Genomic DNA, 24765 nt, shown 5'->3' with positions numbered 1-24765 from the left:
TAATAATATCATGATGGCAACGGGGGTTTGGTACAGGGGCTCTTACCCCGGGTATATACATTCCACAGGGGTAATATTTACTTTTCAGGGTAACCACAGCCCCTTTTTAAGCCTGGTCAATACAAAAGGGGGATCGCGATTGATCTCTTCCCTTCTTTCAGTACCGTTGTAAAGTAGAGTTTTGGCCCTTCTTTTCCGTCCAAAAAGAGGTCATTCGTTATGAAAAAGACGCGTTATACCGAGGAACAAATTGCTTTTGCACTCAAACAGGCTGAAACCGGCACTCGTGTCGAGGAAGTCTGCAGAAAGATGGGGATTTCTGAGGCGACATTTTACAATTGGAAGAAGAAATTTGGCGGCATGGGCGTCACGGAATTACGCCGTCTTCGCCAGCTTGAGGAAGAGAATCAGCGCCTCAAACGTCTCGTCGCCGATCTGAGTCTGGACAAGGAGATGCTGCAGGATGTCATTCGAAAAAAGTTCTGAGGCCGCCGCAGAAGCGGGAAGCAGTTGAATATCTGCTGGCGGCCTACCGTATCGGTGTACGCAGAGGATGCCGTCTGATAATGCAGAGTCGCACGGTTTATCATTACTGTAGTCATCGTGACGACAGGGCTATTACCCAACGGATACGGGAAATTGCAGAAACGCGTATCCGTTATGGCTGCCAGCGCATTCATATTCTTTTGCGCCGTGAGGGCTGGCTGGTTAACCATAAGAAAACACACCGTATTTACTGCCTTGAGGGGCTCAACCTGCGTTCGAAACGCCCACGCCGGCATGTGACCGCCAGACACCGGAAAGGACGGCCTCAGGTGCTTGTTGCAGATCAGTGCTGGAGCATGGATTTCGTTGCTGATAACCTGTTCAACGGGCGTCGGATCAGGGCGCTAACTATAGTCGATAATTTTAGTCGGGAATGTCTGGCGATCGAAGTCGGTCAGGGGTTACGGGGCGAGAATGTTGTGGCTGTTCTGGAGCGGTTGAAGCTGTCGTGGGGGCGTGTTCCGCAAAGGCTGCAGACAGACAACGGCAGCGAGTTTATCTCTAAATCGATGGACCGTTGGGCCTATGAAAATCAGGTGACGATGGACTTCTCACGGCCCGGAAAGCCTACGGATAATGCCTTTATAGAGTCATTTAATGGCAGCCTGAGGGATGAATGTCTGAACGTACACTGGTTCCTTTCTTTGGAAGATGCTCAAGAGAAAATTGAATGCTGGCGGCAGGAATATAATCACTTTCGCCCACATTCTTCGTTAAATAATCTGACTCCGGCAGAATTTGCCCGAAGTCATCAAAAAGGTCCGGATCTCTAGTTTAGCCTGGTACGGATATTGGGAGGAGGTCAAAAAGGTCCGGACCTCTGATTTAACCTGGCATCGATATTGGGAAGGGATCAAAAGACCGGATACTTCAGTTTAGACTGGTACTGTTTTCAGGGAAGAGATCACGATCATCAAAAGCTTAAGTAAACCTGGCAATGGCTATTACATGGGGCTGGTGGCTTCACCATACCGCGCTAAAACCCTGTTCTTTCAGTCGATGACGGGTACGTTTCACATAAACCGCGTCAACAAGCTCATCCGGTGGAAGGTCGCGTGTGATATTACAAATCGTCGCCAATGCTGCGTCTGAGAGTTTAAAGCTCCGTGGCAAGGCGTAGTAGTCCCCGGTTTTTTGCATACTGATGTTATCGAATAACTCTCTGAAGAAATCCGTCCGTGAAGGCCTACGGGCGTTGATAATCGCCCTAGTTGCTTCATCAGCAAATGTAACCTCAACCTCCTCCATACCCAGCGAACGAATAATCCCGGCCATGTCAGGCCAGTACTTAAGATCGAAACTATTAAGCCGCTGCAGTTCTGGTTTAAGGTGAAGCTGATAATGACCGTTCTTCTCTCCGGCATCATCGATAAATTCGGTGAGTTTACGCATACGCTCGCAATGAAAGTGACCGTTCTCACTAAGCTCAGTACGTCGCTCCAGCATTTCAGCCAGTTTCTGGCTCATGGCGCTGATACTGTCATTCAGGGCCGTAAGCTCCTGATGATCAGCCCGTAGTTGTGCAAAGCGCTCATCGGTTCCAAAGCTACCGGCATGGATAATCTGCTCAAGCAGCACCCAGAGCTGTTGCCTGGAGAGACTGTTGGACGCTATCTCCCTGTAAACCACCACCATCTCGTCATGACGTTCAACCAGCCGGTTAAATACAGGCCAGGTTGAGGGCCAGGATGGCGGAATGGTCTTTTGCCAGTTGTGAAGTATTTCTTTCAACAGTGCCAGCGCGATCGCCGGAGTTTCCTCAACGTCAACAATCATCGTTATTTCCTCTGGTTATCTTCTGTCCATGTCCATTGTTCACTGAAGCCCTGGAGATGTCGGTAACGGGAAGTCTGTTTTTTGGCAGCCTTCAGGTCACCTTGCATCTGAAACGTTGTTATCTCATGGCTCCAGTCGCAGTGCTGTTACCCGTTGCATATATCTCCCTGCCACCCCCGATATTTTATCGAATCCATCCGCCTCTGGGGACCTGCTTAGGGACCCGCTGAAGGCAAAAAGTTATTTTTTACGGCGCTGGTAATGGTTATGAACGATAACCCACCGGAGTCCATTTTAATGAGTTACACATACGACCCTTTCTGGCAGCAACGCATCGCCGATACCTTCAGTTGTGCACTTAACGCTTACACCCGATTACTGGCCCTGCGTGTTGACCTCCGTCTGCCGGATACGCCAGCGGCCACCGATGCGGCTGTTATCTCCCGTTTCACCGATTCCCTGAAAGCCCGGATTGATGCCCTTCAGGCGCGGCAACGTCGCGAGGGCAAACGCGTCTGGCCGACCACGCTGCGTTTTATCTGGGCGCGGGAGTTTGGTGAAATCAAAGGGAAGAAGCACTACCACGCGGTGCTGTTGCTGAACCGCGATACGTGGTGCGGACCGGGAGATTACAAAGACCCGGATTCGCTTGCAGGTATGATTAAACAGGCGTGGTGCAGCGCCCTGAAAGTGGATGCACAGGCGCATGCCGTTCTGGCGCGTTTTCCTGCGAGCCCGGTGTCCTGGCTGACGCGCGGTAATACCACAGAGCTTCAACAGGCGCTGGCGCAGGCCGATTATCTTGCCAAACGCGAAACCAAAGTCACCGGCGATGGTGAACGTAACTTCGGTTGCAGCCGCGGCTGAGCCAGGCATATATCGATTCACCAGGCCTGAACGTACGGGCCTGGTAATTTTTTACAACGTTTCCCTATCCTCTGAGGCGAACCGGTAACCCCATGATTCAACCACTACCGGACGTCTCCCGACAGCCATATCCTCAGAGGGAGAAAAATACCATGACCACGACGAATTCGAACATTAATGCCAGCCCTGACACACTGCTTTCAGCTCAGGACCCGCTTATCGACATGACCTTTATCACCACGTACACCGGTATGACGGACAAGTGGTTCTATAAACTGATTGGCGATGGCCTGTTTCCCAAACCCATCAAGCTGGGCCGCAGTTCCCGCTGGCGCAGAAGCGAGGTGGAAACCTGGATGCAACAGCGTATTGCAGATTCCCGTGGCGCCTGAGCAGATGAGGTCTCTTGATGGGAAAACAACGTCATACCAGATCACAGAACATCCCGGCGCGCTGGAAGTGTCCCCGTTGCCAGCGACAGTACTGTGGTGCCAGACCCTGCCCCGTTTGTTTTCGCACCTCTGTAGTGCCTGCACAACCGTAACCCCGGTGGTCTGCAGAGACTGAATACCACGAATCATCTTCCGCTAAAGCATAACTGACCCGCCATTCACACTGCCATGCTGCCCATAACGGGACGGCTTACGCCTGCGTGTAGTCTGGCGGTAAGGAGCACCACGATGTACGCCAAATCTTTCATAGCCCTTGACGGTAATGGTCGTCCCACCGGAGCCAGAACCGCACAAAGGTATCCGTATGACCGCTACACCTGCCACCTGTGCGGCAGTGCGCTGCAATATCATCCTGAATACGACACTGAGCGACCTTACTTTGAACACCGGTCGGACATGCTGACAGATAACGGGCGACAGCATTGTCCGTATGTCAACCTGGAAGCGAAAGGGACCCGCCATATCCGGCAGCTGCAATGGTATGTACCGGATGCCCGTCCGCTGGTTTACCGCGCCGACTGGCACTGCAGTGGTTGCGACAGCAATTATCACGGTGAGCGCTATTGCCTGACTTGCCGAACCGGTGAGTTCAGCAGGACGCTCTCTGATGCTGAAATCCGGACTGCAGAGGTAACGGCATGCGCGTACTGAAATGTTACCTGGCAAATGACCGTGAAGGTCACTTTGTGACGGCCGGTGAAGCCATGAGCGCACCGGGGCAGGTATGGAGTTGTGCTTCCTGTGGATGTCGTCTGGTGCTGCATGCCGGTGCTTTCAGCGACCCGGCGTGGTTTGAACACGATACGCAGACTGTGGCCCGGGATGTGCTGATGAACTGTGCCCATCTTGACCCGGAAGTGAAAGCTGAGGCCCGGCACAGGAAGCTGCGCAATATGCTCAACGGACTGGATGCAACGGTAATGACGCTGTCCTGGTACTGTGTGTGGTGCGGCGACCATTATCAGGGTATGAAGCACTGTTACCGATGCCAGACCGGTATCTACAGCATCGAAGAAGCGAACTGGCAGAGAAACTACTGCTGCAGCACCGGATAGTCCTCCCTCGCCTTTATGAACCAGATACCGCCGCACTGGCGGGGTCTTCCCTGATTTAACCCAAAGAGAGTCTGCATTGTGAATCATTCTTACACACGGGCTTCTGATGCTGTAAGCGCGGATGCCGTCAGTACGCGTGCATTTCTGCAACAGGCCGTTGACCATTACCCGCGACTGGCGGCATTCAGCTTTACGCTGAAATTGCCGTATCGAGAAACCATGAGCGAATACCGGTCATTGATTCTGCGTTTTCATACTGAAGTCTGGCAGCGCACCGGCGAATATTCGCGCCAGCGTCAGCAGGCGCGCCAGAGTTCACCGCCAACGATCCTGCGATGGATGTGGGAGTCTGCCAGTGCACCAGAGCGCAAAATACTGCTGCTGATGAATCTTGATACGCTGGGGGCCTTGCGCGATGGGGTCGTACAGCAGGACATGAGCAGGATACTCAGAGAGGCATGGTGTGCGGTGATACACACTGATAATAACGTTACCAGCATGTCATCTTTCATCATCAGTCGTTCAGATAAGAACGCTTTTTCCGTGCCGTTTGGCCGGTTGAAGGCCGGAATGGATAACATGGTACCTCCCGTGATTACGGCCAGAACGGGTGTTATTTGCCCATGAGCGTATTGGTTACCGTGATGATGTTCCGTCTGACCCCACACGATCACTTTTTGGTCTTTTCCGGTACCCTCAGCACCGATATAATTCCCTGATGAAAAGAACCCACGATACCCTACCTCCGGAACAAACCGTCGCTGAACTTGCACATTTTGCCTGGTGCGCCCTTGTCGCATTACGTACCGCGCAGCAGGATGGCAAGGCATTGTCGCCACTCAGCACGCATACATTTTTGCTACGCTGGTTAACGATGGCGTATAAGCAAAAACGGTTTCCACGAACCATTGCATCCGATATTGAAGGATTACTGATGCTGGGGCGAAACAACGGCCTGGCTGCCAGTTTGCTTAATCGCCTTGAATATCTGTGGCGTTCCTGCACAGGTTCTGTTTCCGCTCAATCGGATCTGTATCGACTGACTTACGCAATTGAACAACTTAAATCTCAGGGCTGGGTCAATGCGATGGTGAGTGGCAGAGGCTGGGACAGTGAAGGTCTGGCCGAAGAATACAGTGATACTGATGCACTGCTGGTCAGAAAGTCAGCTCTGACCCATGGATTTTCTGATGGGGGCAAGCTGATTGCGCCGATTGAATTTATTGTGGTGGGTGACTTGTCAGCCTGTATGGCGGTTTTCCAGGCCCATGCACTCCCTGTCGTTATGCTGACGCCTGGCCGGATCACCTTGCATCCCTGAAACTAAATTAAACGTACACTGCCGGGGCATAAAACCGATTGTCTTCCTGACGCTTCCCTTATAGCTATTGCTGTGTTTCCCGCTTAAAGCCTGGCTATGACTTGCAGCCCTTTTATCTCTTTCTGATCTAAAACCCTGTCTTTGAAAAACGCATGGGCATTTTCACTCTCTTTATATTGATTTATATCAATTAAGGATCATTTTATTAACAATTGCCTGTTTATTTTAACGGTTGCGACATAAATGTTCGCTCATGGTATTACCGGTAGTTCATTTTACTGGTATGCCAGTACTATTCACTATTAACATTTAGAGGAAAATTCTTAAGAATTTTCCAATTGCGGATTAAAGATCGGTATATTTGATCTTGTGTCGATCATTATTCTATTATCGCGTGTAAAGAAATGTAGTGTGAAAACTATACACAGCGATAACCGCATCAAACAGGCCAACCGTGAAATGCAGGCACTGAACAATGCAGCCGAAGCCGCGAAAGCGCTGGTCAGTGATATTCAGGCACAAAACAACTTGCTGATGCAGAGCATTGCTGATTTGCAGGCTGCTGTCCTGCTGGCGTCTGCTCCGCAGGGGATTGCTTTCACGTCAGGGGAGCACCTGCAGATCACCAGTACTCAGAATACGATGCTGACGGCCGGGAAGCACATCGACATAGGGGCAATGAAAAACATCTCCCTGAGTGCTGAGAATGAACTGGGGCTGTTTGCACACAAAGCGGGTGTGCGAATGATAGCTAACCTCGGCGACGTGGAAATGCATTCCCGGCACAACACACTGGACATGAGTGCGCAAAAAGAACTGACCATCACCAGTACTGACGATGAAATTGTTATCAGTACGCCTAAATCCCTGACGGTGAATGGCGGCGGCTCTTATCTGAAACTCAGCGACAGCGGGATTGAGCACGGCTCGAAAGGTGATCTGACCATGAAGGTGGGGGAATACCTGGTGCCAGGAAGTGGCGGCGATATGCCCTTTTCTGCACCGGATTTCAACAGCACTGAGATAGCCGAAGTTAAACGCGTCATCAGCAAATCACTGAGCAACTGAGGGAACAGACATGTCAGTATTACCTAAAATCAGCTGGCCGGTGCCATCTAATCGTGGCAATGACTTTGCTAACCAGGAAGACCTGATGTCGCACCTGGAAGGTGAAGCGACGGGCTGGTACATGGTGGGAAGCAACGGAATGTGGCATGGGGGTATTCATATCACGAATGCCACTATCCCGTGGTGTGCGCTGAGCGGTAAAACCGCTTCCGAGCTGCTGGATTTCCCTGTTCCGTTCAAAGGTGAACAGAGTGTTCGCTGTATGACCGACGGGGAAGTGGTGGCGTACCGGATTTGTCGCGATTACCTGACGGTTCCCTGGGAAACGGGCCCTCTCAGTGTCTCAGGCTCTTTTGTTCTGGTGCGGCACTACATTCAGCCGGGCGAGAAAAAAGAGAACGGCCTGCATTTTTATACGCTGTATATGCACCTGGCACCCTACTCCGCTTATGCTTCCAGTGAAAACGAAACCCACTGGATTGTGAATGATAAGCTGCCTGTATTTCGCCGTGAATGGACGCCTGATGCCAGTGCTGAGAACAGAAACACCTGGCGTGTAGCCACAATCCCGAAAGGTGCACTGATTGAATGGGATGCGACAAAAGCAAGCTGTAGTGCTACAGGGCCTAAGGCACGCCGTTATGGCCTGGTCACGTTCAAAGGGCTATCCGATAAAGCGAAGGCAAAAGGCACGAAGACCAGTCTGGTAGAAGGGCAACAATACTGGATCCTGACTGACAGAGATAATCTTGTCCCGTCATCCGGTGCGGCTACGCGTCCGTCGTGGTGGTCGCATCTGTTACCACCTTATGCAGAGCCGATGCAGTTTGACACTGTTGTTTGCCCCACGCCGTACCCGATCAGTGCCGGTGATAGTATCGGCCACCTGGGTTATTTCCAGATCCCGAAAGAGGGTGGGTATGATGTCCGCTATCAGGTCCACATCGAATGCCTGAGTGCTGATGACACGTTACCCGCTTTCCTGAAAAATCCTGAGAAGGTGGGGGAGAGCACGCCGCTTTACCTGAAATGCCCGTCCGGCCTGCCGTTGTTCTCGAAAGATCTGAAGACAAAAGCCATGGTCAGCAGTGGGAGAACTTCACAGGGCGAGGCGGTCCTTAAACTGGGTCAGGTGAAAACAGAAAAAGATGCACAGGGGCTGGAATACTGGTTTTTGCCCTATGCGAACGGCTATGTGCCGAAAAGTAACACGTCGGTTGAAACCCTATCTCAGTACGATCTCGGTAAACTCGGATTCACAACCACTGTGGACGAGGCACCGAGCTTTGATCACCTTGATGGTACAACATCGCCCAAAGGGGTGGTTCGCAGTATTCTTAATCGACTGCTGGATGCATCAAGCGCTGACACGCGGTTAACTCATCGTACTGTCCCGTACAATTATCAACGGCTTTTGAATCGGATCGACAGTAGCGTCAGCCCATATCCATCACAGGAATATCTGAGCGCTATCCATAACCCATCTTATCGCGATGTAAAAAATAAGATGATAGTGAAACACCCTAGTGAGTGGTATCACAAGAAGGAAACGTCTGTCTGGCAGTCGTTTTTGAACAAGCTGACGAGTGATGCACCGGAATGGAGAGAATACTGTGAAGGTTATCTTGATAAGATGGTGTGGATGCAGGATGCCGGTAATGACTCCAATTTACTGATAGTGTTTTATGTTCAGATAATGCCCGATGACTTTGTCATGCAACTCCACCGATTTTGAGAACGACAGCGATTTCCTGCTCAGCCGGGCAAGATGCTGCCTCAGATTCAGGTTATGCCGTTCAATACGCTGCGTGTAACGCTTGCTGATAACGTGCAGCTTTTCCTTCAGGCGTGACTCATACAGCGGCCAGCCATCCGTCATCCATACCACGACCTCAAAGGCCGACAGCAGGCTCAGAAGACGCTCCAGTGTGGCCAGAGTGCGTTCACCGAAGACGTGCGCCACAACCGTCCTCCGTATCCTGTCATACGCGTAAAACAGCCAGCGCTGACGTGATTTAGCACCGACGTAGCCCCACTGTTCGTCCATTTCAGCGCAGACAATCACATCACTGCCCGGCTGTATGCGCGAGGTTACCGACTGCGGCCTGAGTTTTTTAAGTGACGTAAAATCGTGTTGAGGCCAACGCCCATAATGCGGGCGGTTGCCCGGCATCCAACACCATTCATGGCCATATCAATGATTTTCTGGTGTGTACCGGGTTGAGAAGCGGTGTAAGTGAACTGCAGTTGCCATGTTTTACGGCAGTGAGAGCAGAGATAGCGCTGATGTCCGGCAGTACTTTTACCGTTACGCACCACGCCTTCAGTAGCTGAGCAGGAGGGACAACTGATGGAGATGGAAGCCACGGGAGCACCTCAAAAACACCATCATACACTAAATCAGTAAGTTGGCAGCATCACCGGTATTTTTGCCGAAACGATATTCAGTCTGTACAGACTGAATAAATATGATATCGCTGAACAGGTATTCTCACGCCGTCTGATGATAAATGTCGAAATATTTATCCGGTCAGACGGACCTTCTAGTTTGTCTTATCTTTTGTCCATTTTGGACGATTGCCATTAGAAAACGATTTAGACAGCGACCAGTACTCGATCGGGAAACGCTTGACGAGCTCGCCGTTAAGGCGAACATCAATGGTGCGATACTGGCCGTTATTCATGGTTCCTTTGCTGAAATAGGCGTTGCTACTGCAGGTTCCCGTATCGTACTGATTCCAGCCTTTTTCTGGTTTAGCCACAACATAAAAATCCCCTAATGCACAACCGTTGGTGGATTTACGGTTCACAATCGCAACCCGGTTAGTGGCTGCAAGAACAATAGAACAGGTACTGTTTTTTCCGCCACAGACATCCCATAGCACGCGTCCCTTAGGATCTTTGAATGACCAGATAGTATCAGGCGGTATATCACTACGGGCGAGGGAAGGAAGGCTAAACCCCAGTCCTGAACTCAGAGCAAGAACAGCAATCATTTTTTTCATGGTTATATTCTCAGATAAGTAAAAGTTGTATTTCTTCCTGTCAGCGACTTTACCTGACAGAAAAAACTGTTTAAGAGCAAACACCTGAGTCAGCAGATACTGTAGATAGCCTGCTGACGGTAGTGTTTCGTAAAAACAACAATCTCTCCTTATGGTCGCAGTCTACTCAGCACAATGATGGCTGCTGGTATCGGCATGACATGTGAGGGATAGCGCATCACGGACGGAATCGAAATGCGGCAGTGCCTGGATAAAGTCAGGCCGGGTTGAAAGCAGGCTGAAATCCTTGTGTGGAATAAAGGTGGCTCTCAGGACTGTCACGGTATGGATATTTTCTAGCGGGTAAACCGCAATACGGCCCTGTAACTCACCCACCAGATACCAGTGACCATACAGTGAAATAAGCCGGTATGGAGCCAGCCCTTCGCAACGCATCCCCTCTGCCAGCAATATGACTCGCTGACGGGTTGAGATAGCACTGACCAGACGATAAAAAGTGAGTGAGCCTGAGGGAGGAATTGCATTTGCTGGCTGCCATACCAGGCAGGGCATGTCATCGGCATTCAGCAGAGCACCGGCCAGCCTTCTGTCGAAACCGGGGAAAGCATCAGCCAGCCCCGTACGGTGAGCAAAGGTCAGTACATCAAATTCCCCCTGGGCCCCGCTATTTCCTGAGCGCAAACGACAATGTCCCTGGTGATACTCCAGGTCGAGGTACATCAGACGTTCATGAAAATCCCGCCTTAAGGTACGAACGGACACGCCAAACTCAGCAGCAAGTTTGGTGACGCTCAGAGTTTCACCGGTGACAAGACGACAGATGATAAGTGACAGCCTGACAGCCAGCCGGTCATGGCGACGTTCTGCCTGTGTCATGGGAGGGACTCCATTCAGATTAACTGACTGAAAATTTAAGTGATTACTTTAAAGAAGGTGCCGGACAGGGTATGGACATCATGAAAACTATTTTTTCTTTTTGCGGAAGTGAGAGATGGTGTGCCTTAAGGAGGTATTAGCTGGATTTAGCATCAGCGAAGATAAGCGTATGTGGACAGGTTATGTCCCCCGTAAACAATCCATTAACAAGTTTCGAGAAAAGATATTTTCGGCTTTTATGCAATCTGCTCCATCAGCGTTTCCGCTATCACCCAGAGCGCCCGGTTAAGTTTCACATCGCCATCAATACCACGCACAGCCCGAGTATGAGTACGTTTCCCCGTGATATTACGCCCGGACAGCCCGCCTTTAATCAGGTTCTCCTGAATACGCTGATACGTGGTCCACAAATCATTGCTCTCGTCCTGCCAGCGCCGGGGCGCAAGTACCTGAGATGCCGTCACAGGCTGGTGGTCCTCACCGAAACGATAGGTCAGTGCAGCCTGAGCCAGCGCCTGCTGTGCCGGTGGGGGCAACATCAGGGATTGCATGGCATCCCGTTTCTCCTCAACGCGGTCAAAAATCCCCAGCACCTCATAGGCCCCTTCAATCACCTGACTCACCACATCTCCCTTATGCGGTACCCGTACCTCACCAAAGGTTTCACCACAGACAAGCCCGTTCTGGCACACCGCCCGGAATAATCCCGGCAGCATCTGATAGGAGCTGGAGCCGTCATGGGAGTTGAGCAGAATGATTTCAGGGACCTGTTTCCCGGTAATTTGCCCCGCCCGACGCAGGCGTAACATATGCTTGGTATGCTCACGACGCCCGGGGTCTCGTACCCGGGTCTGACAGGCAAAGAACGGCTGAAAACCTTCCTTCTGCAGACTGTCGAGCAGCGATATGGTTGGAATGTAGGTATAACGTTCACTCCGGGACTGATGTTTATCCTCACAGAAGACACTGGGCACCACGCGAAATAACTCCTCATGGGTTAAGGGGCGGTCACGACGGATAAGGTTTGCTGCGCCAAAGCGCGAAGCCAGACGGGTCATATTCAGTTCCTTTATTTTGAAAATAAATAAAATCAGGCCCCGTCGCATTCAGCGACGGGGCCTGAAGAGAGGAGCGTTACATCTTCAGAAGAAAAAATCCCACAGAGAGCGGGCAACACGGACGACAATATCCCGTATCGCCTGGATGACATTTCGGGTGGGAGCGGATACCGCAGATGAGCGGGCAACGGTATCAAGCATATCGCCCACAGTTCGTCCAAATCGCTCCCGGGCCTGCCCTCTGATATTTTCCGTACGTAACGACTTATGCAGCCGGGAGGTCACAGGGCTGGTGGCTTTATCCGGCAGGCACGCCATCATCACCGAGACCATCGCGGCAATTCCCCAGCGGGTTCGCGCTGAGACGGCACAAAGCGGATGGATGGGCGCAAAGCGCTGGCGGATATCCTCCAGCTTCAGGCTCAGATTATGCCTCTGCGGTACCGAAGGACTATCGAATGCAGATGCTCCCTGCGGGAGCGGTTCAAACCGGTCTACCTGACTGACCACAAACAAGACTTTGTCCCGGTACGGGCCAATCACCTCCCGATAGAATTTCTCATCAACCGACAATGCCCGGTCGTCAGCCTTGATAACCCACAGAACCAAATCCATCTCCGGCAGCAGAGACTGATAGAGTTCCGCATACTGACGGTCTCTGACCTCGCTTTCCCCCGCACCGGGTAAATCGATTATCATCAGACTGTGCTTATCTGCTTTAAGCCGAAAGCGTAAAGCATCACGTGTACAGGCCAGAACATCACTGACCGGTGAGACCTCGCCACTGAACAAGGCATTACACAGGGACGACTTCCCGGCCCCGGATTTTCCGGCGATACCGATTACGGGTTCGTAATCAGTGAGACTCTGCAGGCGTTCAAGAATACGGTTACGAATAGCAGGAGGCAGACCGGATAGCGCACGCTCTATCGCTGCCGGAATAGGTAATTCATGCATGATTCTATTTCCTCTGAACATGAAAAAGACTAACTAGAAAGTCAGTCTTTGAAGAACATCATGCAAATGAAATATATCTGAATTTTTTTAAAATAAAGGAAAAAATCTTACACTCTACGGTTCATTCTTGTCATATTCACGTTCAGTTATGGTGACTCCTATTTTTAGTACTACCGCCAGTGAAAGTCAGTTTTTATCTTGCATAGATAACAGGGGGATATCCTGAAGGATCCTCATAAAATTCAGTAAACCAATATCATATCGGTATATCGTTGCCGTAATTTCTTCAAACCTGAGCCTAGCAATAGGGTTTTCAATATTAGCGGAGCATACCTAAATATATTCTCGCCAACTTTAATAGCGAAATAACTCGCCTGTATTTCACTATATTTGTCTGATATTTATGATGTATCCTTCCTTTTTCAAGGCTGAAACCACTTAACCACATAATAATACTGACTAAAGCCGCGATCAGGCTAAACACCGCGACCCGCTCAACTGAATGGTTAGCTCTAAGCCTTAACCCGAATCCTCAGTGAGGATTTTTTCATCCTGAAAATTTTGCTCGATTTGCATTCTGCGGCTGTATAACTTCATCACCTGTTTAGGGGAAAATTCTGTGCTATTTGTAAAAATAAACCAGGGTGATTTTCCCACTGTATGGGCTTTAGTTGTCACCGATGGCCTGGGCGCTCTTTCCTTTGAACGTTTGAATTTACGGCCTTTAGGCTTACTTTTATAAAGATAAAAATGGCCTTCATGTTGTGCTTTTTTACTTCGCCCCAGCAGACCTTCACCCAGATAAGTTGCTGTTGTTGATGTCTTTATGCCTGAATTAATTACCTTTTCCCATCCATCACCAACATTGTAATAGTGATTACCCAGCACCCGACAAATATAAGTCCAGCCACGAGAACTGACCTGTTGAAACCACCACCCCTGAAAACCGGCATCGGTAATAACAATGACATGAGTTTCGGGTGTAAAGCACTCAGCAAGCGACTCAAGAAAATATTCATGCACCTCAGGATTCGCCGTCTGCGATGACGGAACGACATAACTCATCAATGGTAAAGAGCGACCATCACATGCCAGGCTCGCCTGCAGGAGTTGGAAACGCGAGGCATGATAAGCGCTCCAGTCAATGAGTATCACAGCACGGGACATTCCCTGCGTGATTTTCTGCGTAACACGCTGAAAAATTATGGAAATCTCATTTTATAAATGAGTATTCCCCAGCAGTCTATCTACACGCTTTATTTTGTTTTTAACCGATGCCGTTCCGGTTAAATGACGTCCAATACTGGTAAGCGTAAGAGATGCACCATTTATTACAGCACTGGTTGCCTCAATCAGTGCTTTTTGACGATAAAGATGCAGAGGCTCCAGTATATTTTTAAAAAAATTTCGGCATAATGAACGCGCAGACATAGTGGTGATTTCCTTGAAATTGTTATTACAATCAATTAGATCGCAACATACTATGCATGTCTCCTTTTCTGTGGATTTGTCAGGGGATATCCCCCCTGTTATCTATACAAGACAAAAACTTACTGGAGATCCTCAATGGGGGGCACTAAAAATAGGGAAGTCTACAAAATCACAGTCATCATGATTTTACAAACATAATAAAATAAATAATTAAATAATATTAATAGGTAATTCCTATCTTAATGAGATAGTAAACCATTGCATATGATGTAAAAATGTTAATGGATGTCACAACCTATTTTCGGAAAAATAAATGAACAAAATATACAAATTAGTCTGGAATGTGGCCCATGGAGAATGGGTTGTTTGCTCAGAACTGGGTCGCAAGACAAAATTAGGCTCATTGCGTAGTTCATTGATTATTGGTGCTTTACTCTTATCTCAAAATGCAATTTCAGCCGAGTGTAGCACGAATGCTAACGGCACGATCACTGTAAATAATTCGATCAATACTGCGGGATGTAGCGTTGAATCTATAGGCAGTGAAATAGGCAATACTAGTATTTGGAATACCGGTATCCTGCAATATAGTCAGGGAGTCAACCGAAACATCACTATTTTAAATGACTTAAGTTTTACGATAAAAGGCAGTGCGGGGATTGCAGTTGGTGGTACTAGCCCAGCCTATGTTTCTACTTTTGATGCTTCAAATAAGACAATAGATCTTACTATAGCTAATCTTGATACTAATGCCGCTAAACCGGAAGGTGATAATATAGCGAAGGTAGGGGTTGGTTCATCACATGGGGCTACTGTAAAAATAGGAACAATGAACCTAACGATGCTGTCTTTACCAAACGGGACATCATATAGAGAGAGATTTGAACATTACGGAGTGGTAGCCGGATCAAGCGTAAATGCGGGTGAACAAGAGAACTTCAATGGAATGTATTCACGTGCGCTATTTGATAACTTAGATATCAATATGGCCTCTACGAACAATACGGGGTTTTTAGCTAGTTCGTATCCATTGGTCGTTGGTATCAGGGCTATTCAAGGCGCATCTCGTAACTCGGGGAACGGTGCCGCAGGATATGTGAGTGTATCCGATACACTTAATCTCAATATTAAGAATGGCGAGAATGATGCTATTGGGATTTACATATCAGGTTCGGAAATTAATAACGTCACCCCTCAGGTACACCTCCATGACAGTAATATAAAGATAGTTAGTAGCTCATCTCGCGCTAATGCCATACGGTTAGGTAAAAGTGCTGCGATAGGTACCGGAGAGGGGCAGTTATACTCCAGCGGTAAAATGTTCCTGGATACAACCGAAGCACCTAATGATGCCAGTATTGATATCATCTGGCAGGGTGCTTTATTAGATGCTAATGAAAATACATCCCGTACTGAAATAAAATCAGGCAAAGAGGCTATAACTATTAGCGGTAATGCCAGTCAGGCTACAGCTAAAACAATCACTAATTTTAACAATCTCATCGTGAATAAGACAGGTAACAATGGTTCCGATCTTATTAATGTTGCCGGTGGGCAGAATTTATACCAGTTGAGTGTGAGAGGGGAAGATAGCAATCTCATTTCTAATAACGGAAAGGATGCCTATATTCTGGATGTGGCTGGTTCAGCCTCCAGCGCAAGTAACGTTCTTTTCAATTTTTCTCAAGGGAGAATGCAAGGTCTGATCAATACATCTAATGCATCAAAATTGGATGTTAATATTGCAGACGATGCGACTTGGCAATTAGAAAAAAATGCCAGTAGTACTACCGCTAGTTTCACTACCTTGAATCTTAACAATTCGTCCCTGATCGCACATGACGTTAACAATGGGAATTCGACGGGAAATAATAGTATTTCCTCATTTACTCTCAAGGGTAATGTGCTGGCGAAGAACTCTGAAATAGATATGGCCAATGGGGTAGCTGGGGACCATCTAACCATCGACGGGAATTTCACTACTGGTGGTAATACATGGCTGATGGACTCGTACCTTACTGGAGAAGGAGTAAGTACCAATAATGGAGGGGATGGTAAATCTTATACGGATACTGTCACAATCACTGGTGATACTATTGACCGTGGTTATGATTATGTATGGATTAACAACCTTAACATGAACAAGCCAACAGGCCAGGAATCACTTGAACTTATAAAGGTCAATGGTCAATCAGATGGCGAGTTTCTGCTGCAGCGCAGGGTTGTAAAAGGGAATTATGAGTACCTGCTGAATAAACATAGCGATGATGGGGCTTGGTACCTGGAAAGCTTCGCAATGAAAGGTGAAACCGGGGCAACAGGTGAAACCGGGGCAACAGGTGAAACCGGGGCTACGGGTGAAACCGGGGCTACGGGTGAAACCGGGGCAACAGGTGAAACCGGGGCTACGGGTGAAACCGGGGCAACAGGTGAAACCGGGGCTACGGGTGAAACCGGGGCAACAGGTGAAACCGGGGCAACAGGTGAAACCGGGGCTACGGGTGAAACCGGGGCAACAGGTGAAACCGGGGCTACGGGTGAAACCGGGGCTACGGGTGAAACCGGGGCTACGGGTGAAACCGGGGCTACGGGTGAAACCGGGGCAACAGGTGAAACCGGTGCTACGGGCGGAACTGGCGGCCATACCCCTGTATTACGGCCAGAGAGTGCAAGCTATGCCGCGAATGCCTGGAGTGCTAATCATATGTTTAATATGACGTTGCATGATCGTATTGGTGAAAGTGGATTAGTGAAAACCACTGCTGAAGATGAATTAGCCTCGTCGCTATGGATTCGCTCAACTGGGAAACGGACAGAAAGTAATAGTTCTGGTCAATTAGATACTCGAATTTATGACACTACTATTGAATTAGGTGGCGATATTGCGCGTTGGGATACTAATCAACAACGATATCATTTGGGTCTGATGGCTGGGTACGGTAATAGTAATAATAAGACAACCTCTTCAGTGACGGATTATCAATCGAAAGGGAAACTTTCAGGCTATAGCGTTGGTATGTATCTCACTTGGTTCGAGAATGCCCTTGATAATTCAGGATGGTATACCGACAGTTGGTTACGCTGGAATGACTTTAATGCCAGTGTCTCGGGAGATCAGTTATCTAAAGAGGACTATAAGCTTCGTGGCATTACTGGTTCTCTTGAATCTGGTTATGCATGGCGTGTAGCTGGCAATGATAAAACCAGTTTCTGGCTGACTCCACAGGCCCAGGTTACCTATTTAGGTGTTACCTCAAATGATTTCACTGAAAAAACAGGTACTAATATTAAAGGAAACAAAGATGCGGTTGAATCTCGTCTGGGTGTACGGGCCAGTACTACGACCCATACAAGCGGGACCTTCATTCAGCCGTATGTTGAGCTTAACTACAGGAACTTAAACCGTTTACAAAGTCCAAATCTTGATGGACAACGTGCAGCGGCTATAGGTGGTAAAAATTCGTTCGAAACGAAAGCAGGGGTTGAAACAACAATTAGCGATAATACCAGACTTTGGGCTAATGTTTCCTATGTAACAGGAAATAAGGATTTCAATTCATATCAAGGGATGATTGGTATTAACGTTAAGTTTTAATTAACTATGGTAAGGGAAAGGAATCCCTTGCCACATTCTGAAAAAATTTGAATATAATTTTGTCATCTGAATAATTAAATTCTTTCTGATGGAGGAGCGGATTCAGCAATATTTGATTGTTCATAGAAAAGCAAATTTTCACAATCGTAAACCGGAAAAACTATAATAAACTACACGTTATACATAGTGTGTACAATTTTTCGACGTAGATTGATGTCTATCACATTATTGAGAATTTCGCTGAGAGTTATTTTTAACATTGGTTGTCATTGAGACCGCATATTTTTGAGGTAAAAATGTCTCCATTACAGATTTTAATTTTGACGCAGGATTCATATCTGAAGATTGGCTTATCTTTCTTGATAAAAGAACTAATTGGGCAAGTTCCAGTTCGTATTAGTGACGGTGTCGATCTCTTCGACGAGCAACTGTTTGGAATGTGTGATTGCTTTATAATTAATGATAGAGTGACATGGGATATACTTAACCATCCTTTAATAAAGAAATACGAAAATTGTAGAGAAAGAAATAGAATAATTATTCTTTCTGCTGAGATAAATGAATTCAAAAAATCTTTGGAACATATTCTTTTAAATTCAATGAGGCAAAAAATTTTTTTTAATAATATGAAGGGATCACATAATATAAAAAAATTAACTGCAAAAGAATGTGGTATTCTTTCATCTTTAATTTCAGGCAAAAAAATAATAACGATAGCCAAAGACTTTAATTGCTCGACTAAAACCGTTTATGCACATAAATATCATATATTGGAAAAGCTCGGATTTAGCTCAATAAACCATCTTATCCTTTTTTTAAATAATACTGAAAATTACAAAAATATAGGAAAGCCCCTACAATGAAGGACGTAAATAATGTTTAATAATCGGTTTCAGTCAACTGATTTTATTATTATATGGATTTCTAATCTTGGTGATATCGCTGCAGCATTTGGACCAGAGACCCATCTGCAATGTATATCAGTGGTACGGCAAAGGTTAATAGACGGCGGATTGCCAGCTGTTGCTATAGAGTTGCAGGATGAGGTTGTTACTATAGATCTATCTATGCTGCCAACAAATGTGTTATCCGAAGTTACCCATGTAGAAAACTACTCTACCGATCGACAGGAGGATAAACTTGCACAATTTCTTTTCGCTATTGTCGGTGCAGAGTGCATTGATACAATTCAAGGCCAAGTTTATCTACGCGTTGAAGTTAAATTTCTACGGATCAATGGTACACAATACGGATTTACGGATCGTAGTTCATTCCTTGCTGAGCAATCCACGCGACGACCAGCACTAGTACCAGGAATATTGACTGCTTGGTGTCAACGTTTTCGTTCCGATATGAAACACGCCGCTAATCTATTGAATGGGCTACGTAACGGATCGTTAATACTTGTATTCCAGCCGATTGTTCATTTTATTAATGGGGAAACTGTATGTATATATAGCGAAGCTCTATTACGTCATATTGCAGAACCTACATATGCTCCAGAAGATGCTATAAATGCACTAGAAAGACTGAAACTCATTTCTCACCTTGACTATAGTGTAGTCAGTACCATTCTTCAACTCTTGCGCTATCAGCCTAATCAACATATTGCGGCTAATATCTCTGCGGTATCACTAAATAATAACGCGTTTTGGCATCATCTGATAGAACAGCTAGAAGAAATGCCAGATATAGCGAGCCGCCTGATCCTCGAGATTACGGAAACTGCAGAGATTAGTAAAATTAGCGACGCAATAAGACTATTGGGACTCCTTAAAAAGACAGGAGTTCGCATTGCTTTAGACGATGTTGGCACAGGGATGACTACGCTGGAGTTTATAGCGATAGCCCATGCTGATATCATTAAAATTGATCGTTCCGTATTGCAACGTTCTTCAATATCTTGCTCCGGTGTAGAGAGCTCTGAACTAGCAAACCTCGTATGTCTGTGCAAGAACTATGCAGGTTTGGTTGTAGTTGAGGGGATAGAAACATCTGAACAATTAAATCAAGCAATTGGTCCTGCGCGTGCTAATGGTGTTCAGGGATATTTAATCAGTCGGCCAGAAGTTCAGGCTGGATGGATGAAAACGGCTCCATGCCATGTCGTGGATGTTTATAATCAGTTTTTATCATCCCAACTTGAGGTGATTTTAAGAAATTAAAGACGCTGTACACGATTTTTCAGTGCGACATGAGGCTGTTCCTGTGATTGTTTCAGCCAGTATGCAGTAAGACGTGCGAAGAAACCTGCTGTCTTATCAGCAGTTCCCTACCCGACTGTGTGTTGAGAACAATTTCAGGGTACAAACTGTCGGGGACAACGTAGCCACGGATTATCCGTAAGAGTGAATCGTGAGGTTCAATCTGAAACTGTCCCCCGCAGGTTGTGAAGGGTAATTCCTCTATTTTTAGCGGAGGCGATAAGTAGAATCAGTTCATGTAATGAATATGCTGCATCGGTGTAAAACCATTCAGTGCCATGTTCGGTCGTTCGTGATTATAGAACCATTGCCATTTTGTCGCATAGTCCTGCAATTCATTCAATGATGAAAACAGGCTCTGTCCCAGCCAGTCATAGCGTATTGTCCGGTTATAACGCTCAATATAGGCATTCTGCTAAGGTTTGCCCGGCTGAATAAAATTGAGTCGAATATCTTGCTTTTCAGCCCATGTTATCAGTGTATTACCTATATACTCTAGACTATTATCACAACGAATTGAAGCCGGTTTTCCTTTCCATTTAATGAGCTGCTCCAGCGTTCTTATGACAAGGATAGCTGGCAGGGAAAAATCAACCTCAATAGCAAGGCTTCACGATTGAAGTCATCAATCACATTGGGTAAACGGACAGCCTGGAACAAGAGTTCCGACTTCAGCTTGTTTAAGAATGGCGATGATCTGACTGTCAGTAAAACGTGATCGTTGAGCTTAGCTGCCCTTCGGGTCATAGAAATCCTTTTTAAATCAAGTTAGTAGAAAATTATACTTATGAACATACCGATTTTTCGAGGGGATTTCCGGGAGGGGGTCAAAAAGCTCTTCATACGGATATTGGATAGGGAACAAATAAGACTCAGCATATGCTCTGATGCAAGGGAAAAATAGATACTTAGTTGTCATTAATAATGTATAAAAAAATGATAAATATCAATCTATTATTAGATATTTATATGTTTTTTAGATCATAAATAATACAAAAAAACAGTACGCAGTGTATGATTCTTAGACTATATTTTGATCTAATTAAAAATAATTCTAATATTGTTGTGGGTAAGGAAACTAACTATGTGATGTAGCCCCCTGAAACACCAGACAGTAGCTGTATCTCCAGATAAGAGATAGGCTTGAATATATGTCTAACACTAACGCCAATTTTGAGATGACCGGGATCCTGTTAGGGCAAGAAGTCCGTAAACGTAAAACTCCTCAGGAGAAGATCGCCATTATCCAGCAGACGATGGAGCCGGGCATGAATGTCTCCCATGTCGCCCGCCTGCATGGCATCCAGCCCAGCCTGCTGTTTAAGTGGAAGAAGCAATATCAGGAAGGCAGCCTCACCGCCGTTGCGGCCGGAGAAGAAGTTGTTCCAGCTTCTGAGCTTACTGCTGCTCTGAAGCAGGTCCGGGAGCTTCAGCGCCTGCTGGGCAAGAAGACGATGGAAGTTGAGATCCTGAAAGAAGCCGTGGAGTACGCTCAGTCGCGAAAATGGATAGCGCACGCGCCCTTGTTGCCAAAGGACGGGGAATAGCCCTGGTCAGCCGCACCATGGGCGTGTCGCGTGCGCAGCTGTCACTGCGAATTAACCGTTCTGCCGACTGGCAGGACAGGCGCTGTAACCGGCGTGATGACGAAGCAGACGCTGAAATACTGTCAGAGATCCTCGATATCATCAGCGATATGCCCAGTTACGGCTATCGCCGTGTGTGGGGCATCCTGCGTACGCAACGTCGTACAGAGGGACAGCCCCCCGTGAACGCCAAACGGCTTTACCGGCTTATGAGCGAGCATAATCTGCTGCTACTGCATGACAAACCAGAGCGGTCGAAGCGTGAACATAAGGGCAAAATCGCGGTGGCAGAAAGCGATATGCGCTGGTGTTCAGATGGCTTCGAGTTCGGCTGCGACAACGGTGAGAAGCTGCGGGTCACGTTCGCGCTGGACTGCTGCGACAGAGAAGCCATAGACTGGGCAGCGAGCACAGGAGGCTACGACAGTTCGACGGTGCAGGATGTGATGCTGAGGTCGGTGGAAAAGCGCTTCGGCGACGGGCTGCCGACCACACCGGTTCAATGGCTGACGGATAACGGTTCAGCATATACCGCGCATGAAACGCGGAGGTTCGCCAGAGAGCTGAATCTGGAGCCGTGTACAACAGCGGTGAGCAGCCCGCAGAGCAATGGCATGGCCGAACGATTCGTGAAGACGATGAAGGAAGACTATATCGCGTTCATGCCAAAACCAGATGTGAGAACAGCCCTGCGAAACCTTGCAGCAGCGTTCACACATTACAATGAAAACCACCCGCACAGCGCGCTGGGATATCACTCCCCGAGGGAATATCGGCGGCAGCGGACATCGTTAACTTAAGATACAAAAGCTGTCCGGAGATGGCGGGTCAAGATCAAAGGAAACTAACTATGCACCAATTAGACATAAATGATAAATATGAAAAGATTGCTATTCTGCGTGATGAGATGAAGAAAAAAACTTCAGGGGTAATGGTAGTTGAGGGTGGGGAGGTTGGTGTCGCAAGGATATCAAACGTTGGTGTTGGAGTCGACTCTTTCTCATTTTATTGCGAAGATAGTTTTATAATAAATGAAGTCATTGAACTTAAACTGTATAGTGATATAGGTCAAATAAACATTTTATCCAAGAGCATAGGAAGATATGGTGCCCAAGGGGAATATATGGAAGCCAGCATACCTATCAAAATGATTATTACTCAACGCCGTAAAGAACGGCGATTTACCCTGAGAAAAATTGACAATTTCTATTGCTATGGTAAGTTCAGAAACGGTGAGAGCTATAGATATGATATCTCTGATATATCATTGGGGGGATGCGCTCTAATAAGTTTTCAACCAAATATGCGATTTTTAGTTGATGGAGGTATCCTGAAAAATTCAGTAATTTCCCTCCCAAAGAAGGTAAGCTTGAATATCTCATTAAGGATAGCATCTATTTCATATAACACTATCATACATGACGATAAAATAATTAATTTCGTAACTAAAATATCTTGCGAGTTTCTTTTTCAAAATGACTATCAACGTAATACCATAAATCAGGTAATATTAGACTTAACCAATAATATCCGGAAGGGACATAATAGATACTATTAGTTGAGCCTATCCGTAATTTTGTGTAACTGTCACTGTATTAAAGGTGACGGCTCAGACGGTCACTAAACTCGATTATAAAACGACTCATTGCCAGTCGCCAGTTCTGGATCGGCATATTCCATGATCCTACCCAGCAATAGTGGATACGCAATTAAGTGAGTAAACTCTCAACCAGAGGTGACTCATGACAAAACTAGCATCAACAAATAAAAAGCCCCGCAAACAGCACACGTCTGAATACCGCAACGAAGCCCTAAAGCTTGCGGAACGCATTGGCGTCGCTGCTGTCCGCCAAGCTCAGTCTTTATGAATTGCAGCTCTATACCTAGCGTAGTAAGCAACAGCAACAAATGACCTCTTCAGAACGTGAAAGTGAGGTGGCCGCAAAAAATGTCCGGTTAAAGCGACAGCTGGCGGAACAAGCTGAGGAACTGGCTATCCTCCAAAAGGCAGCGACATACTTCGCGAAGCCTGAAATGGTAATTCCTCTATTTTTAGCGGAGGCGATAAGTAGAATCAGTTCATGTAATGAATATGCTGCATCGGTGTAAAACCATTCAGTGCCATGTTCGGTCGTTCGTGATTATAGAACCATTGCCATTTTGTCGCATAGTCCTGCAATTCATTCAATGATGAAAACAGGCTCTGTCCCAGCCAGTCATAGCGTATTGTCCGGTTATAACGCTCAATATAGGCATTCTGCTAAGGTTTGCCCGGCTGAATAAAATTGAGTCGAATATCTTGCTTTTCAGCCCATGTTATCAGTGTATTACCTATATACTCTAGACTATTATCACAACGAATTGAAGCCGGTTTTCCTTTCCATTTAATGAGCTGCTCCAGCGTTCTTATGACAAGGATAGCTGGCAGGGAAAAATCAACCTCAATAGCAAGGCTTCACGATTGAAGTCATCAATCACATTGGGTAAACGGACAGCCTGGAACAAGAGTTCCGACTTCAGCTTATTTAAGAATGGCGATGATCTGACTGTCAGTAAAACGTGATCGTTGAGCTTAGCTGCCCTTCGGGTCATAGAAATCCTTTTTAAATCAAGTTAGTAGAAAATTATACTTATGAACACACCGATTTTTCGAGGGGATTACCGATATCGATTTGAATCCCAAAATCGGCGCAAACTGGCAGAAAAAGGGAGAGCAAAAAGTTATTCCTACACCAGGAAAAAATGAAAAGCATTACCTTGCCGGGATCCTTTATGCCGGAACTGGACGAGTGGATTATGTCAGTGGGGCAAGTAAAAACTCAGATTTATTTATAAGGATGTTAAGGAAGGTGCGAATAAGCGGGGAAATTCTTCTCGGCTGACTCAGTCATTTCATTTCTTCATGTTTGAGCCGATTTTTTCTCCCGTAAATGCCTTGAATCAGCCTATTTAGACCGTTTCTTCGCCA

20 protein-coding genes and 5 pseudogenes are annotated in these 24765 nt (G+C 46.9%); 16 read left to right on the top strand and 9 right to left on the bottom strand.

All coding sequences use genetic code 11. The features are described 5' to 3' along the window. Positions 1-219: 219 nt before the first annotated feature. A protein-coding gene (locus tag ACWWFX_RS22835; protein WP_088732386.1) for an IS3 family transposase occupies positions 220-1319 on the top strand; the annotation gives its coding sequence in 2 pieces (ribosomal slippage) (positions 220-481 and positions 481-1319; 1101 coding nt in all). A 190-nt stretch (positions 1320-1509) separates the two neighbouring features. On the opposite strand, the gene ACWWFX_RS22830 is transcribed toward ACWWFX_RS22835, so the two are convergent. Continuing rightward, positions 1510-2322 carry a hypothetical protein gene (locus ACWWFX_RS22830; protein WP_181638473.1) on the bottom strand — a complete coding sequence of 271 codons (813 nt, stop codon included), beginning with the start codon at positions 2320-2322 and terminating at the stop codon, positions 1510-1512. A gap of 297 nt (positions 2323-2619) precedes the next feature. Between ACWWFX_RS22830 and ACWWFX_RS22825 the strand changes: the two genes are divergently transcribed. The 8 genes from ACWWFX_RS22825 (at position 2620) to ACWWFX_RS22790 (ending at position 8820) form a co-directional block, all read left to right on the top strand. Next, positions 2620-3189, top strand: coding sequence for an inovirus Gp2 family protein (locus ACWWFX_RS22825; protein ID WP_181638474.1), 570 nt, complete (start codon positions 2620-2622; stop codon positions 3187-3189). A 152-nt stretch (positions 3190-3341) separates the two neighbouring features. Next, entirely contained in the window at positions 3342-3581 is a 240-nt protein-coding gene (locus ACWWFX_RS22820; RefSeq protein WP_028016384.1) for a helix-turn-helix transcriptional regulator, read from the top strand. A gap of 288 nt (positions 3582-3869) precedes the next feature. Beyond that, positions 3870-4292, top strand: coding sequence for a putative zinc ribbon protein (locus ACWWFX_RS22815; RefSeq protein ID WP_181638475.1), 423 nt, complete (start codon positions 3870-3872; stop codon positions 4290-4292). After that, positions 4280-4696 (top strand): putative zinc ribbon protein, encoded by a 417-nt coding sequence (locus ACWWFX_RS22810; RefSeq protein WP_181638476.1) that lies wholly within the window; start codon positions 4280-4282, stop codon positions 4694-4696. The genes ACWWFX_RS22815 and ACWWFX_RS22810 overlap by 13 nt, the downstream gene beginning before the upstream one ends. A 78-nt stretch (positions 4697-4774) precedes the next feature. After that, on the top strand, positions 4775-5323 hold the full coding sequence (locus ACWWFX_RS22805) for a YagK/YfjJ domain-containing protein (RefSeq protein ID WP_181638477.1): 549 nt from the start codon (positions 4775-4777) through the stop codon (positions 5321-5323). A gap of 91 nt (positions 5324-5414) precedes the next feature. Beyond that, on the top strand, positions 5415-6017 hold the full coding sequence (locus ACWWFX_RS22800; RefSeq protein WP_181638478.1) for a DUF2913 family protein: 603 nt from the start codon (positions 5415-5417) through the stop codon (positions 6015-6017). 411 nt (positions 6018-6428) lie between these two features. Then, positions 6429-7085 carry a DUF2345 domain-containing protein gene (locus tag ACWWFX_RS22795; RefSeq protein WP_225622969.1) on the top strand — a complete coding sequence of 219 codons (657 nt, stop codon included), beginning with the start codon at positions 6429-6431 and terminating at the stop codon, positions 7083-7085. Positions 7086-7095: 10 nt separating this feature from the next. Next, positions 7096-8820 (top strand): hypothetical protein, encoded by a 1725-nt coding sequence (locus tag ACWWFX_RS22790; protein ID WP_181638479.1) that lies wholly within the window; start codon positions 7096-7098, stop codon positions 8818-8820. Here the strand turns inward: ACWWFX_RS22790 and ACWWFX_RS22785 are convergent. The 6 genes and pseudogenes from ACWWFX_RS22785 to ACWWFX_RS22760 form a co-directional block, all read right to left on the bottom strand. Continuing rightward, a protein-coding gene (locus ACWWFX_RS22785; RefSeq protein ID WP_423060848.1) for an IS1 family transposase occupies positions 8755-9452 on the bottom strand; the annotation gives its coding sequence in 2 pieces (ribosomal slippage) (positions 8755-9203 and positions 9203-9452; 699 coding nt in all). The genes ACWWFX_RS22790 and ACWWFX_RS22785 overlap by 66 nt on opposite strands. A 176-nt stretch (positions 9453-9628) precedes the next feature. Beyond that, positions 9629-10090, bottom strand: a complete 462-nt coding sequence (locus ACWWFX_RS22780) for a hypothetical protein (RefSeq protein ID WP_008814951.1) — start codon at positions 10088-10090, stop codon at positions 9629-9631. 162 nt (positions 10091-10252) lie between these two features. Then, entirely contained in the window at positions 10253-10966 is a 714-nt protein-coding gene (locus tag ACWWFX_RS22775) for a helix-turn-helix transcriptional regulator (protein ID WP_008814950.1), read from the bottom strand. 236 nt (positions 10967-11202) lie between these two features. Further along, entirely contained in the window at positions 11203-12024 is an 822-nt protein-coding gene (locus tag ACWWFX_RS22770) for a DUF932 domain-containing protein (protein WP_008814949.1), read from the bottom strand. A gap of 84 nt (positions 12025-12108) precedes the next feature. Then, a complete protein-coding gene (locus tag ACWWFX_RS22765) occupies positions 12109-12981 on the bottom strand; it encodes a GTPase family protein (RefSeq protein WP_008814948.1) in 873 nt (290 codons plus the stop codon). A gap of 242 nt (positions 12982-13223) precedes the next feature. Continuing rightward, positions 13224-14412: pseudogene (locus tag ACWWFX_RS22760) on the bottom strand (IS4 family transposase). A gap of 313 nt (positions 14413-14725) precedes the next feature. Between ACWWFX_RS22760 and ACWWFX_RS22755 the strand changes: the two are divergent. From ACWWFX_RS22755 to ACWWFX_RS22745, 3 genes are all read left to right on the top strand, one after another. Then, positions 14726-18007, top strand: a complete 3282-nt coding sequence (locus tag ACWWFX_RS22755) for an autotransporter outer membrane beta-barrel domain-containing protein (RefSeq protein ID WP_423061369.1) — start codon at positions 14726-14728, stop codon at positions 18005-18007. Between the two features lie 296 nt (positions 18008-18303). Next, positions 18304-18870: a helix-turn-helix domain-containing protein gene (locus ACWWFX_RS22750; protein WP_174851185.1), complete on the top strand. Its 567-nt coding sequence runs from the start codon at positions 18304-18306 to the stop codon at positions 18868-18870. A 12-nt stretch (positions 18871-18882) separates the two neighbouring features. Continuing rightward, positions 18883-20172, top strand: a complete 1290-nt coding sequence (locus tag ACWWFX_RS22745) for an EAL domain-containing protein (protein ID WP_020303466.1) — start codon at positions 18883-18885, stop codon at positions 20170-20172. Between the two features lie 268 nt (positions 20173-20440). Here the strand turns inward: ACWWFX_RS22745 and ACWWFX_RS22740 are convergent. After that, positions 20441-20865: pseudogene (locus ACWWFX_RS22740) on the bottom strand (integrase core domain-containing protein); the annotation flags it as partial. A gap of 524 nt (positions 20866-21389) precedes the next feature. On the opposite strand from ACWWFX_RS22740, the gene ACWWFX_RS22735 reads away from it, so the two are divergent. The 3 genes and pseudogenes from ACWWFX_RS22735 to ACWWFX_RS22725 form a co-directional block, all read left to right on the top strand. Next, positions 21390-22597 (top strand): IS3 family transposase gene (locus ACWWFX_RS22735; RefSeq protein WP_174850133.1). Its coding sequence is split into 2 segments (ribosomal slippage): positions 21390-21711 and positions 21711-22597, totalling 1209 coding nucleotides; the frame shifts between segments, so codons are not numbered across the junction. A 50-nt stretch (positions 22598-22647) separates the two neighbouring features. Then, on the top strand, positions 22648-23355 hold the full coding sequence (locus ACWWFX_RS22730; protein ID WP_008814940.1) for a PilZ domain-containing protein: 708 nt from the start codon (positions 22648-22650) through the stop codon (positions 23353-23355). Positions 23356-23539: 184 nt separating this feature from the next. Continuing rightward, positions 23540-23827, top strand: a pseudogene (locus ACWWFX_RS22725) (IS3 family transposase); the annotation flags it as partial. A 44-nt stretch (positions 23828-23871) separates the two neighbouring features. On the opposite strand, the pseudogene ACWWFX_RS22720 reads toward ACWWFX_RS22725, so the two are convergent. Then, positions 23872-24296 (bottom strand): annotated as a pseudogene (locus ACWWFX_RS22720) (integrase core domain-containing protein); the annotation flags it as partial. Between the two features lie 146 nt (positions 24297-24442). On the opposite strand from ACWWFX_RS22720, the pseudogene ACWWFX_RS22715 reads away from it, so the two are divergent. Next, a pseudogene (locus tag ACWWFX_RS22715) lies at positions 24443-24652 on the top strand (IS630 family transposase); the annotation flags it as partial. Between the last annotated feature and the right edge of the window lie 113 nt (positions 24653-24765).

It is taken from the genome of Pseudocitrobacter sp. 2023LY-00077 (assembly GCF_055796175.1).
This window is presented reverse-complemented; position numbering and strand designations above follow the sequence as displayed.

Bases quoted from the DNA above. Each gene is read 5' to 3' on its own strand.
- ACWWFX_RS22830 (WP_181638473.1), bottom strand. From the start codon at position 2,322: ATGATTGTTGACGTTGAGGAAACTCCGGCGATCGCGCTGGCACTGTTG.
- ACWWFX_RS22825 (WP_181638474.1), top strand. From the start codon at position 2,620: ATGAGTTACACATACGACCCTTTCTGGCAGCAACGCATCGCCGATACC.
- ACWWFX_RS22820 (WP_028016384.1), top strand. From the start codon at position 3,342: ATGACCACGACGAATTCGAACATTAATGCCAGCCCTGACACACTGCTT.
- ACWWFX_RS22815 (WP_181638475.1), top strand. From the start codon at position 3,870: ATGTACGCCAAATCTTTCATAGCCCTTGACGGTAATGGTCGTCCCACC.
- ACWWFX_RS22810 (WP_181638476.1), top strand. From the start codon at position 4,280: ATGCGCGTACTGAAATGTTACCTGGCAAATGACCGTGAAGGTCACTTT.
- ACWWFX_RS22800 (WP_181638478.1), top strand. From the start codon at position 5,415: ATGAAAAGAACCCACGATACCCTACCTCCGGAACAAACCGTCGCTGAA.
- ACWWFX_RS22790 (WP_181638479.1), top strand. From the start codon at position 7,096: ATGTCAGTATTACCTAAAATCAGCTGGCCGGTGCCATCTAATCGTGGC.
- ACWWFX_RS22780 (WP_008814951.1), bottom strand. From the start codon at position 10,090: ATGAAAAAAATGATTGCTGTTCTTGCTCTGAGTTCAGGACTGGGGTTT.
- ACWWFX_RS22775 (WP_008814950.1), bottom strand. From the start codon at position 10,966: ATGACACAGGCAGAACGTCGCCATGACCGGCTGGCTGTCAGGCTGTCA.
- ACWWFX_RS22770 (WP_008814949.1), bottom strand. From the start codon at position 12,024: ATGACCCGTCTGGCTTCGCGCTTTGGCGCAGCAAACCTTATCCGTCGT.
- ACWWFX_RS22765 (WP_008814948.1), bottom strand. From the start codon at position 12,981: ATGCATGAATTACCTATTCCGGCAGCGATAGAGCGTGCGCTATCCGGT.
- ACWWFX_RS22755 (WP_423061369.1), top strand. From the start codon at position 14,726: ATGAACAAAATATACAAATTAGTCTGGAATGTGGCCCATGGAGAATGG.
- ACWWFX_RS22750 (WP_174851185.1), top strand. From the start codon at position 18,304: ATGTCTCCATTACAGATTTTAATTTTGACGCAGGATTCATATCTGAAG.
- ACWWFX_RS22745 (WP_020303466.1), top strand. From the start codon at position 18,883: ATGTTTAATAATCGGTTTCAGTCAACTGATTTTATTATTATATGGATT.
- ACWWFX_RS22730 (WP_008814940.1), top strand. From the start codon at position 22,648: ATGCACCAATTAGACATAAATGATAAATATGAAAAGATTGCTATTCTG.